This is a genomic window from Actinoplanes sp. NPDC023801, from assembly GCF_040639655.1.
Taxonomy (GTDB): domain Bacteria; phylum Actinomycetota; class Actinomycetes; order Mycobacteriales; family Micromonosporaceae; genus Actinoplanes.
The window spans coordinates 1-11820 of the sequence record NZ_JBFAAI010000032.1 but is presented as its reverse complement, the minus strand read 5'-3'; the positions used below and the strand labels follow the sequence as shown (position 1 = coordinate 11820).

Sequence of the window (11820 nt, the reverse complement as noted above, 5' to 3'; positions counted from 1 at the left end):
GGAGCCGCTCTAGGAACGGCCGGGCAGGAAGCGGCGGGCGCGGCGTTTCACCGCGCCGGCCAGCCGCTTGGGGTCGCGCAGCCGGGCCACCCGCCCGACCAGCGACACCATCCGCACCGCACGACCGCTCTTGAGCAGCCGGAGCTCGGCACGCATCTCGCGCAGCTGCTGCTCGCGGGTGCGCAGCTGCCGGTCCCGGAACCCGATGGTGCGTTCCAGGCCGAAGATGTGCCCGGCCCGTTCCTCGGCGGTACGCCGGGCCTTCTCGGCGTCGGCGAGCACGGTGCGCAGGTCGAGCGGCTCAGCGGGCGGACCGGCGATCTCCCGGCCCCGCGCGAGGATCTCGGGGGTGGGTTCGGCACCGGACATCGCGAGCCAGGTCTTGACCAGGTCGTCGCCCTCGGCCATCCACGGCGGCCACGGGTGCCGCCGGTGCCCGCCGATCAGCCGGTCCCGGAAGCGGAACCAGGCCGCCGCCAGCGGGATCTCGTTGTCGGACACCGCCACCAGACCATGGACCCGGTCGAAGAAGGCACCGTCGGTCAGCCGGGCCGCGTACTCCCGGAAGCCGGGCACGTCCTCGGCTGCGGCCAGGCGGAACAGCACCGTCTCGGCGCTCTCCACATCGGGCACGAGACGGTCGCCGAAACGCCAGCCGTCCTCCTCCAGGTCCGCGGTCCCGGACGGCGTGTAAGCCGTGTGCGTCGCCCCGCCCTGTCCGAGAACAATCAGCCATCCGGGCGCGACGGCGTCGAGCATTCCGGCCCGTGCCGCGGCTTCCGCGGCGTCGGTGACCGGCGCGAGCAGGGGCATCCCCCCGGCCACTGCCGCGAGTCCGGCGAGTGCGATCCCCGATCCGGGCAGACCTGGGCGGGTACGGGCCAGAGCACCCGAATCCAGCAGGGTGTGCACGCGTCCCGCCGTGGCGAACAGCGCGTACCGCCGCGCCGCCCCGCCGAGCGCGGCCTCGGTCTGCGCCGGTGACGCGGGCCGTCGCGGATCGTCGTGCAGCGGCCGCCACTCGTCGTCGCCGTGCCGCTCCGGCACCGGCCGCCGGTCCAGCAGCGCGGTGAGCGAGAAGTCGTTCGCCACCCCGACGACGACGAGCGCGTCCGGAGCGGCCAGGCCGCGCAGCAGGCCGGCCCGCTCCACCCAGTCGAGAGCCGGCGAGTCCGGGCCGAGCAGCCGGTCCAGCCCGTCGGCGGCGATCACCACGTCGAACGGCTCGGGTTTCTCGTCGGCCAGGCCGTCGAGCGCTCCGGTGACGACCGACCAGGTACCGCCGCGCAGTGCCTCGGCGTCGCTGACCGAACGCAGCAGCACGCTGACGTCGGCGCTGCGGCTCGCCACCAGTTCGAGCACGCCGGCGTCGTGCGGCCCGGCCACCAGCACACGGCCCGCCGTCGCGGGCAGCAGGTCGGCGAGGAAGGCGGTCAGCACCGGTCCACCGGTCGCGTCCCGGTCGGTCCAGGGCTGGATCTCGCCGCGGACGATCGGCGGCAGCTTGGTCTCAGTCACGGGGGTTCCAATCGAAGAGCATGCGCATCTCGGCCGGCGGCATCAGGTGGCGCCGGCCCAGTTCGACGTCGGTGGTGGCGCGGGCGGCCTCCAGGTCGATCTCCTTGCCGAGCATCTCCGGCCACAGCCGGGCGATCCGGGCCTGCCCGCCGAAGAGCGGGTTGTCGCCCTCCAGGGCCATCGGGTCGCCGTAGACCGCGGGCGTGCATCCGGCCGCGACGCCGAAGAAGACGGCGGTGCTGAGCCGGTTCGCGGCGACCCGCCTGAACCGGCGGAAGGTTTCCAGCTGCTTGTACAGGAAGCGGCGGTCGGTGCCCTCGTAGTTCCAGCCGCGCTTACCGAAACAGATCACCTCGAAGCCGGCCTTCTCGTAGGCACGCCGGACCTCGGGCCGCTCGAACTCGGTGTAGTACAGGCTGATCGTCACCGGCTCGGTCTCGGTCTCCCGGATCTCGGAGATCAGCCGCGCGTGGTCGCCCTGGATCTTCCCGCCCTTGCCGCCGCCTTCCCACCCGTGGAACAGGAACCACAGGGTGCCGCTGCGTTCCGCCTCGGGCACCGCACCGAGGTCGGGTTCCAGCTCCATCAGATAGAGGAACGGCGCGCCGACCACGTGGTAGTCACGCCGGCCCAGGGAGTGGCCGCGCCGCCGCGGGGCGTCGCTCCAGGTGTAGCGCCAGGCCCCGTCGAAGAACTCGTGCACCGGGTTCCAGCCGCAGCCCACGTTCCACCCGTGCTGCAGGTAACCCCGGATCCGCGGCGGATGCTCGTCGTCGAGGCCGCAGTACCGGGCCAGGATGTGGCTCTGCCCGTAGTAATGGTTGTGGTGATGCATGCCGATCAGCTCGTTTCCAGGTGCAGGGTGCCGGCCTTCGCGTAGAGGCGGTGCCGGTCGAGGCGGCGGGGCAGCGTGACCAGGGCGAACGACTCGACCTGGATCGCGTACGGCTCGTCGCCGTGTCCCTCGGCGAACAGGGTCCAGTCCGCCTCCTGCGCCGGGCCGAGATTCGCGACGTCGACCTCCGCCGTCCAGGACGCGTCGTCCACGGTGGTACGGCAGACGGTGTCCACGGCGTCGTCCGAGTTCGGCAGGAACCGCCGCCAGACGATCCGCTCGTAGTTCACCCCCGGCCGGCGCGGCCCCCCGACGGTCACCACGCCCCCGCTCACGCCGATCCGGGACGCGCCGACCCGGGCCGGCGCCTCGACCAGGTTCAGGTACTGGCCGGGCGAGCGGGCCAGGCTGAGCACCCGATCGCCGTGCTGCACGCTCACCGCCCGGTCCAGGCCGGTGATCAGCAGCAGCGCGTCGCCGATCTTCGGGACCAGCACGGTACGGCCCAGGAACGGGTCGTCCGGATTGGTGGCGTCCACCACCTCGCCGACCGGGATCCGCGCGGTGCACACACCGTCCGCGCCGCACTCCAGCGGTACCCGGATCTCCCGGGCCGAGCGGGTCAGCCGCAGCACCCGGCCGGTCACACCCGCCGGCAGCCGCAGAGTCAGCACCAGGGTGTCGCCGTCGGCACCGGCCCCGGTCACCTCGGGGTCACCGGTCATCCTGCGCAGCAGCAGCCGGCCGTCACCTGCCTTCAGCGGCTGGAACCAGTGCGCGCCGATCCGGTCCCCCACCGGGTACGTCATCTGCATGGTGACCAGTCGCTTGCGGCGGATCCGGCCGACCCGCATCGTCGCCATCAGCCGGACCGCCTCCCGGTCGGGCGGCATCGCGGCGAGCAGATCCCGTGGCACCCGCGCCACGAAACCGGTCGGCCGGGGCTCGCCGCCGGCGTCCGGCAGCGTGAACCGCTCCACCTCCAGGGGTGTCTCACGCAGCCCGGCGACCACGGCGATCCGCAGTGACGAATCGGCGGTGGTCGGCACGTGGTGGATCTCGGCGGTGCCGCGGACCACGAGGGCGTCGTCCTCCCAGGTGAGTTCAGTGGCGCCCGAGCGCAGCTCGAGCTCCCGGCGCGACATCCGGAAGACGTCGGCGGGCACGCCGGCCGGGTCCGGCAGGCCCGGATAGCGGCCGCGGTAACGCCACGGCAGCACCGGATGGCGCTGGGCGAGGGTCCCGGCCGCCAGGCCGCCCTCGGCCCGCAGCCGGGCCAGCCGCTGCAGCAGGTCCACGTCGCCGGACTGCAGGCCGTGGTACTCCAGGCGCTGGAACGCCGACACGTGCTCGAACACCGCCGGGTCGAGGCGGCGGGTCAACCGCCGGCCCAGCTCCAGAACCGCCTCCAGCTCGTGCTCGGGCGCCGATCCGAACGCCTGCACCACGGTGGTCAGGTCGATCGTGGCGAGGTGCCGGTGGACCTTCGGGCGCAACTCGGGGGCCTGACGGTCCACCACGTCCATGACCGCCTCGGCCGAGACGACGCGGTCCTCCAGGTTGCCGAACTGGAACTTCAGCTGGGTGATCGACTCGCCGGATTCGCGCTCGCGCCAGTAGTAGGTCGGCGCGGCCACGCAGTCGACGGTCACGGCGTCGATGTGCGCCTTCAGGGTGACCGGATAGTCCTCGTAGCGGATCGCCGGGAACCGGTAGCCGAACTGGTCCCAGAACCGGCGCCGGTACACCTTGTTCCAGACCATCCGGTCGATCGCCAGCTCCGGGAACTCCAGCACGTGTGTGGCGGGCCGGTCGACGGCGAAAGCGACGCGGTGCACGTACGACTGACGTACTCCGGAGGTGTTGTTGAACCGCCGTGCGTTGCCGCCGGCCAGCGACGAGGAGGTCCGGTCCAGCGAACCGACCAGCAGCTCGTAGGCGTGCGGCGGCACCAGGTCGTCACTGTCGACGAACGTCAGGTATTCGCCCCGCGCCTCGGCGGTACCGGTGTTGCGCGCCGGGCCGAGACCCTGGTTCTCCTGCACGACCATCCGGAATCGCGGGTCGCGGGCGCAGAACGCCTCGGCGACCCGGGCACTGCCGTCACGGGATCCGTCGTCGACGAGCACCACCTCGAAGTCCCGGAAAGTCTGCCGGGCCAGCGATTCGAGGCACGGGCCGAGGTAACGCTCTACGTTGTAGAACGGCACAACAATGCTGAGCCGTGGGATCACCGCTTCTGACACCAGTTCCGGAATAGACGACGGACCGGGGCGAGCATCCCGGAGCCGGCCGCCTATTCCGCGAACTGAACGTGTACGGAGGGTGAAGAACCCCCCTACTGCTTGGAGACCTCACGGATGGCGAGGGCCGCATCGAGCACGGCCACCGTGCTCTGCCAGCCCTTGTCCTCGATCGAGTCCTCCAGGCCGGCCCGGTCGCGGGCCTGGCCCAGGCTGTGCACCGTGAGCACGCCGTGCGCGACCGGGGTGCTCTCGTCGAGCGCCACCCGCGTCAGGCCCGCGGTGACCGCGTCGCACACGTACTCGAAGTGCTGGGTCTCGCCCTTGATCACCACACCCAGCGCGACCACCGCGTCGACCCGGCGGGCCAGCGCCTGCGCCACCACCGGCAGCTCCACCGAGCCGGCCACCCGGGCGGTGACCACGTCGGTCACGCCGCACGCCTCGGCAGCGGCTCGCGCCCTGTCGATCATGTGCTCGACCAGGTCGTTGTGCCACCGGGAGCCGACGATGCCGAGCCGCAGCCCGGCAGCGTCGACGGTCTGCATGTGCGGATCACCGAAGCCGGCCATGTGTGTCCCCCTCTGTCATCATTCTCACCCCTGATAGGGACGCTTCACGCCAACTCCGCGAAGAGGTGGCCCATCCGATCCCGCTTGGTGCGCAGGTACCGGACGTTCTCCGGGTGCAGCCGGACCGGCAGCTCCTCGCGGCCGGTCACCCGCAGGCCGTACCCCTCGAGGCCGGCCCTCTTCGCCGGGTTGTTGGTGAGCAGGCGCATCGAACGGACGCCCAGATCGGCGAGGATCTGCGCCCCGGTGCCGTAGTCACGGGCGTCGGCCGGCAGACCCAGCTCGAGGTTGGCGTCGACCGTGTCGAAACCGCGATCCTGCAGCTGGTAGGCCTGGAGTTTGTGCAGCAGGCCGATACCGCGGCCCTCGTGACCGCGCATGTAGAGGACCACCCCGCGCCCGGCCGCCGCGACCCGCTCGAGGGCGGCGTCCAGCTGCGGCCCGCAATCGCAGCGCCGGGAGCCGAAGACGTCGCCGGTGAGGCACTCGGAGTGCACCCGGACCAGCACGTCCTCGCCGTCGCCGAGGTCGCCGAAGACGAGCGCCACGTGCTCGCCGTCGTCGGCGGCGGTGCGGTAGCCGACCGCCGTGAACACACCGTGCTCGGTCGGCAGCACCGTCTCGACCACCCGGTCCACCTGGGTGCCCTCACGGTGACGCAGGTAGGCGATCAGCTCCTCGATCGAGATCAGCGCCAGATCGTGCTCGGCCGCGAACTTCTCCAGGTCCGGGCGGCGCTGCATGGTGCCGTCGTCGTTGACCATCTCGCAGAGCACCCCGGCCGGACGGCAGCCGGCGAGCACGGCGAGGTCGATGGCCGCCTCGGTGTGACCGGGCCGGCGCAGGACCCCACCGGGTTTCGCCCGCAACGGGACGATGTGCCCCGGACGGGACAGGTCGGCCGGCTCGGTGTCGGCCGAGGCGAGCAGCCGGATCGTCCGGGCCCGGTCAGCAGCCGAGATGCCGGTGCTGACCCCGTGCGCGGCGTCGACGGTCACCGCGTAGGCGGTCCCGCGCTTGTCCTGATTGGTGTGGAACATCGGAGGCAGATCGAGGCGGTCCGCCTCCTCCTCCGGAAGCGGGACACAGATGTAGCCGGACGTGTACCGGACCATGAAGGCGACGAGCTCCGGCGTGGCGTGCTCGGCCGCGAAGATGAGGTCGCCCTCGTTCTCCCGGTCCTCGTCGTCGACCACGATCACCGGCCGGCCGGCCGCCATGTCCGCGATCGCGCGCTCGATGTTCTCAAACATTGCGGCTCCCCAGCATCTTCTCCACGTACTTGGCGATCACGTCGACCTCGAGGTTGACCGGATCTCCGATGGCCTTGCTGCCCAGCACCGTCAGCTTCGAGGTGGCCGGGATCATGCCGATCGCGAAAGTGTCCGCGGTGACCTCCATGACGGTGAGCGAGACGCCGTCGACGGTGATCGAACCCTTCTCCACCACGTACTTCGCGAGCTCGGGCGGCAGCGAGAAACGCACCACCTCCCACTGGTCGGCCGGCTCGCGCGCGATGACCCGCGCCACCCCGTCGACGTGGCCCTGCACCAGATGCCCGCCGAGACGGCTGCCCAGAGCGGCGGCCCGCTCCAGGTTGACGTTGCTACCGGTCCTCAGAGCACCGAGCGAGGTACGCCGGAGCGTCTCGCCCATGACGTCGGCGGTGAACACGCCGTCGACGTTGTCGACGACGGTGAGACAACAGCCGTTCACCGAGATCGAGTCGCCGTGGCGGGCGTCCGAGGTGACCAGCGGACCGCGTACGGCGATCACGGCGGAGTCCTCGGCGCCCTCGGTGAGGCGCACGATCTCGCCCAGTTCCTCGACGATTCCGGTGAACATGTTGATCAACCTTCTTCCGGCTTACGGGTAAAGGGTGGAGCGGTGGGAAGGCTTCCGGTCGGCGTGCGGTTCTCTTTCTGCCGCAGAGTCGCGGTGAAACGCAGGTCACCGCCGATCTGCGTGATCTCGGCGAAGTCCAGTTCGACCGCGTCGGTGATGCTGTCGATGCCGGCGTCGATCAGGGCGTTACGGCCGGCGCCGAGCAGCTTCGGCGCGACATAACCGACCACCCGGTCGATCAGCCCGGCGGACAGGAAGCCGCCGGCCAGCGTGGGGCCGCCCTCCAGCAGGACGTTGCGGATGCCCCGCCCGAACAGGGCGGCGAGCAGGGCGTTCAGGTCGACGCGGCCGTCCGGATCGGCACCGGCGTCGGCCGCCGTGACGATCCAGGTGGGTGCGGCCGCGTCACGGACGCGGGCATTCCCGGGAGTACGCCCGGACGAGTCCACCACCACACGCAACGGCTGCTTGATGGCCAGCGTGCCGTCGCGCAGATCGCGCACGGTCAGCTGCGGGTCGTCGGCGACCACGGTGCCGACCCCGGCCACGATCGCGTCGACGGTGCTGCGCAGCACGTGCACGTCGGCCCGGGACTCGGCCGAGGAGATCCACTGGCTGGTGCCGTCCGCCGCGGCCGACCGCCCGTCAAGCGTCGCCGCGAACTTCCACGTCACGTAGGGCCGGCTCCGGCGTACCGCGGTCAGCCAGGCGATGTTGCCGGCCTCGGCCTCGGCCCGCCGCACCCCGGTGACCACCTCGATGCCGGTCGCCCGCAGCATGGCGGCGCCTCCGGCGGCGACCGGCGTCGGGTCGTCCACGGCGATCACCACGCGCCGGATGCCGGCGTTGATCAGCGCCTCCGAGCACGGGCCGGTGCGGCCGGTGTGGTTGCACGGCTCCAGCGTCACCACGCAGGTGCCGCCGCGGGCCCGCTCCCCCGCCTGCGCGAGGGCGACGATCTCGGCGTGCGGGCCGCCGGCATACGCGTGGAAGCCCTCACCGACGACGTCACCGGCCGGTCCCAGCAGGAGGCAGCCGACGACCGGGTTGGGGCTGGTGGTGCCGAGGCCCCGGGCGGCCAGCGCGACAGCGCGGCTCATCGCCTCGTCCTCGGTCATGACATTCCTCTCGCGCGGCACGGTTCACGCGCGGAGAGTGAAGGGAGAACGCCGGGAATCGGACATCAGGGTACGCTTCGCGCACCCCGGCCGGAATGCGCCGATGAGGGCACACCCGTCCGATTCCGCGCGCTGTCTCCCATCCGGACTGTCTGATCGGCATCTCTGCCGGTCAACCGTCGGCCCTGGAGTCTCACCAGGTCCACCGCTCGTCCTGTCGGACGACCGGGTCGCGGGCTTACCGACGCGAGAAGCGTCGGATCACCGCCGGTTCGGAATTTCACCGAGTCCCGCCAGCGCGTGGAGGGTCACCCCCGAGTCTTGCACGCCTTCGCGGATTTGCCACCAGGTGGGCGAGCTACCTCACACTCGATCGGTGATCAAGGGCCCTACCAGGAACTGAAGAACTCGCCACGGCGAGGTCCCGGCCCCGGGAGTTCCTCAGATCTCCAGCGCCGCCGGCGGCCAGCCGTGCCGACGACCGCACTCGGTCAGAGCGAGCACACCCTGACCCGACACCCGGGTGTCCGGACCGAGCGCGGACGGATCCACCGAGAACCGCGCCGCCACGTCGATCGCCGTGCACTCGGGCAGCACGCCGTACTCGGCCAGCCGCTCCTCGTACCACCGCGCGGAGTCCGGTCCCGGCGTGAAGCCGTCCCACGCCTCCGACGGCAGGCCCTCCTCGTGCGGCAGCCGGCAACCCTTCTCGGCCGGGTGCGGCGGGCCGATCGTCGACTCCGGCTCGTCGCAGTCGTAGGAGCGAACCACCACTCCGCCCTCAGCCAGGGTCCAGGCGCTGTAGGAGTCGCCGCAGTTCACCGAGAAGCAGGCGGCCCGGCCGAAGCGGCGGCTCAATGCGGCGCAGCGGGTTTCGTCGTCCCCATCCGGCTCGGCATCGGGCACCGGCTGATGTCCCGGCGCCAGGAACGTGCCGAAGACCAGCGTCCAGCCGTCCAGGGCCGGGGTCACGTAGGCCCGCGCACACTTCGCGTGCGGGTGACCCGGCGTCGACCAGTAGTGCAGGTCCGTCACCCGCGCATCGGCACCCATCCGCATCGTCACGGGGAACGGGCCGGAAAGCCCGAACGCGTCCAGCACGGCCTGCTGATCATCGGTCGGCACGGCATACCAGGAACCACACAGATGCATCGGCTTCGGCGTCTCCGCCGGCGCCTTGATCCGGATCAGGCGCTCGACGTGCCGCTGGTCTACGCCCTCGAGAGCACCCAGCCACGCGAGAGCCTCGAGTGCCGCCCGCCGCTGCGGCGCCGCCGACCGGCGGACCCGGCGCAGGACCGGAACGGCACCGGCGCCCATCGCCCGGCAGGTCTGGACCGCCTGCTCACGTACCGCCTTCTCGGGATCGCTCAGCAGCGGCACCACCTCGGACACCTGACCGGCGGCGGCCTCACCGAGCATCGCCAGGGCGTGCAGAGCCGCGTCCCGGACCTTCGCCGACGGGTGCCCCAGAGCGGTGGCGAACCGGGCCGGTGGGACCCGGAGAGAACTGAACGCCATCCCGGCGTTCCGGCGCACCTCGGACGGCCCTGATCCGGCGATCACCGCGACCAGGTCGTCGAAGACGCTCTCCCCCAGTCCTTCGAGCACCGTCAGCACACCGGGCCACCGCACCGGGTCGGTCTCGTCGGCGAGCCGGGCCAGCATCGCCGCGCGCACCCCGGAACCGCCCCGCGCCACCAGGTCCTCCGCGGCGCGCGCCCGCACGAATCGATCCGGATCGTCCAGCCGGATCAGCGCGTCGGTCATTCGGCCTCGCTGCGGCGGCGATCGATGGCCACGTACGAGCCGGGCTGGGACTTGGCGACCTTCTTCATCTCCGAGGCCACCGCGATCACCACCCGCGGATCGGTGAACCGGCGCCCGTCCGTGGTCGCCTGCGCCACCCCGATCGAAAGCGTGACCAGCGCCGCCTTCTGCTTGTTGCCACGCCGGTCGGGCACCTCGATGTAGCCGCGCCGGGCATCCCCCGGCTCGTACAGACGGTCCGCCGCCGACTCGAAGTCGGTCACCGTCCGCTGCGTCAGCGGCAGCACCTGGTCGGGATGGCAGATGAACACGAAGTCGTCGCCGCCGATGTGACCCAGGAAGATCGACGGTTTCCCGGTCTGTGAGGCCGCCCGCTGCAGGCTGCGGGCCAAGGCGATGATGAACTCGTCGCCGCGATCGAAGCCGTACACGTCGTTGACGCTCTTGAATCTGTCGACGTCGATGTAGCCGACCGAGTAGTCTCCGCCGCCGCGCATCCGCTCGCTGATCTCCCGCCGCACCCGGGCGTTGCCCGGCAGGCCGGTCAGCGGCGACACCTCGCGGGCATCCTTGTGCCGGCGCAGCGTGTTGGAGACCCGGGCGATCAGCTCCTCCAGGTCGAACGGCTTCACCAGGTAGTCGTCGGCGCCCGCCTGCAACCCGTGGACCTTGTCACCGGTCAGGCCCATGGCGGTCAGCATGATCACCGGAAGGGCCGAGGTGAGCGGCTCGGCGCGCAGCTGCCGGATCAGCTCGACGCCGTCCATCCCCGGCATCATCCAGTCCACGACGGCGAGATCGGGCCGGTGCGTCTCCATGAGGTCGAGCGCCTCCTGGCCGTCCTTCGCCCGGATCACCTCGAAGCCACGCAGTTTCAGGTTGAACTCGACGAAACCGGCGATGTCCTGGTCGTCGTCGACCACCAGGATCAGGCTCGGCCCCTCGTCCGGGTCCAGCTCGGGATCGATCTCCGGTGGCGACTCAGCCGTGCTCATCGCGACGGGCTTTCACGCGACGGGCCTTCAAGGGTGCCGGCCGATCCGCTCGCGAGCTCGCTCATTGCACCTTCCTGCCAGCGCCGGGACGTCCGACTCGATGATGGTCCCTGAACGGGCCGTCACGCCAGTCCCATGCGGGCCGCGGCGAGTGCGCGCAGCTTCCGGATCGCCTCGGCCGGGTCGGCCGCGCCGTAGACCGCGGTGCCCGCCACGAACGCGTCCGCACCCGCCTCGGCGGCCTGCTCGATGGTGTCGGCCGCGATGCCGCCGTCCACCTCGATCCGGATCTCCAGCTGGTTCACCTCGGCCCGGCGGCGCACGTCACGCACCTTCTCGAGCATCTCCGGAAGGAAGGACTGCCCGCCGAAACCGGCCTTGATCGTCATGATGAGGACGGTGTCCAGGTACGGAAGCAGCTCCAGATAGGGCTCGACCGGCGTGTCCCGGTCGATCGCCAGACCGGCCTTGGCACCGGCCGCGCGCAGCGTCTTCGCCAGCGCCACCGGGTCGTCGCAGGCCTCGGCGTGGAAGGTCACGTTGTAGGCGCCCGCCTCCGCGTACGCCGGAGCCCAGCGCTGCGGATCGGTGATCATCAGGTGCACGTCGAACGGGATGTCCGTCGCCTTGCGCAGACTCTGCACCACCGGGAGGCCGATGGTCAGGTTGGGCACGAAATGGTTGTCCATGACGTCCACGTGCGCCCAGTCGGCGGCCCCCTCGATGGCGTGCACCTCCTCCGCGAGGCGGGAGAAGTCGGAGGCGAGGATGCTCGGCGCGATGATCGGCGATCGTTCCACGGGGTGAAGTCTATGGTGTCGTCAGGGAGGCCGGACCGGCCTCCCCGGCCCCGAAGCGGCAGGGCCCCCCGCGCCCCCGGGCGGCAGAGGGGCGGGGAGGGGCAGGCGGGACCCGCGCTACAGG

General features: G+C 71.4%; 10 protein-coding genes and 1 riboswitch. All 10 genes read right to left on the bottom strand.

Annotated features, from left to right (window positions below; translation table 11 throughout):
• Positions 1-9 precede the first annotated feature (9 nt).
• On the bottom strand, positions 10-1518 hold the full coding sequence (locus AB0G04_RS36845; protein WP_360992834.1) for a hypothetical protein: 1509 nt from the start codon (positions 1516-1518) through the stop codon (positions 10-12).
• Entirely contained in the window at positions 1511-2353 is an 843-nt protein-coding gene (locus AB0G04_RS36840) for a hypothetical protein (protein ID WP_360992831.1), read from the bottom strand. Before AB0G04_RS36840 ends, AB0G04_RS36845 begins: the two co-directional genes overlap by 8 nt.
• Before the next feature lie 5 nt (positions 2354-2358).
• The gene (locus AB0G04_RS36835; protein ID WP_360993050.1) at positions 2359-4587 is read right to left on the bottom strand and encodes a glycosyltransferase; all 2229 of its coding nucleotides are present in this window, start codon (positions 4585-4587) and stop codon (positions 2359-2361) included.
• Between the two features lie 104 nt (positions 4588-4691).
• A complete protein-coding gene (ribH, locus tag AB0G04_RS36830) occupies positions 4692-5168 on the bottom strand; it encodes a 6,7-dimethyl-8-ribityllumazine synthase (protein ID WP_360992828.1) in 477 nt (158 codons plus the stop codon).
• A 44-nt stretch (positions 5169-5212) separates the two neighbouring features.
• Positions 5213-6421 carry a bifunctional 3,4-dihydroxy-2-butanone-4-phosphate synthase/GTP cyclohydrolase II gene (locus tag AB0G04_RS36825; protein ID WP_360992825.1) on the bottom strand — a complete coding sequence of 403 codons (1209 nt, stop codon included), beginning with the start codon at positions 6419-6421 and terminating at the stop codon, positions 5213-5215.
• Positions 6414-7013, bottom strand: coding sequence for a riboflavin synthase (locus tag AB0G04_RS36820; RefSeq protein ID WP_360992822.1), 600 nt, complete (start codon positions 7011-7013; stop codon positions 6414-6416). The genes AB0G04_RS36825 and AB0G04_RS36820 overlap by 8 nt, the downstream gene beginning before the upstream one ends.
• 5 nt (positions 7014-7018) lie before the next feature.
• Positions 7019-8131 carry a bifunctional diaminohydroxyphosphoribosylaminopyrimidine deaminase/5-amino-6-(5-phosphoribosylamino)uracil reductase RibD gene (gene ribD / locus AB0G04_RS36815; RefSeq protein ID WP_360992819.1) on the bottom strand — a complete coding sequence of 371 codons (1113 nt, stop codon included), beginning with the start codon at positions 8129-8131 and terminating at the stop codon, positions 7019-7021.
• Positions 8132-8258: 127 nt separating this feature from the next.
• A riboswitch (FMN riboswitch) is annotated at positions 8259-8433 on the bottom strand.
• 139 nt (positions 8434-8572) lie between these two features.
• Positions 8573-9901, bottom strand: coding sequence for a HEAT repeat domain-containing protein (locus AB0G04_RS36810; RefSeq protein WP_360992816.1), 1329 nt, complete (start codon positions 9899-9901; stop codon positions 8573-8575).
• Entirely contained in the window at positions 9898-10896 is a 999-nt protein-coding gene (locus tag AB0G04_RS36805; RefSeq protein ID WP_360992813.1) for a response regulator, read from the bottom strand. Before AB0G04_RS36805 ends, AB0G04_RS36810 begins: the two co-directional genes overlap by 4 nt.
• Before the next feature lie 122 nt (positions 10897-11018).
• Positions 11019-11696, bottom strand: coding sequence for a ribulose-phosphate 3-epimerase (gene rpe / locus AB0G04_RS36800; RefSeq protein ID WP_360992810.1), 678 nt, complete (start codon positions 11694-11696; stop codon positions 11019-11021).
• Between the last annotated feature and the right edge of the window lie 124 nt (positions 11697-11820).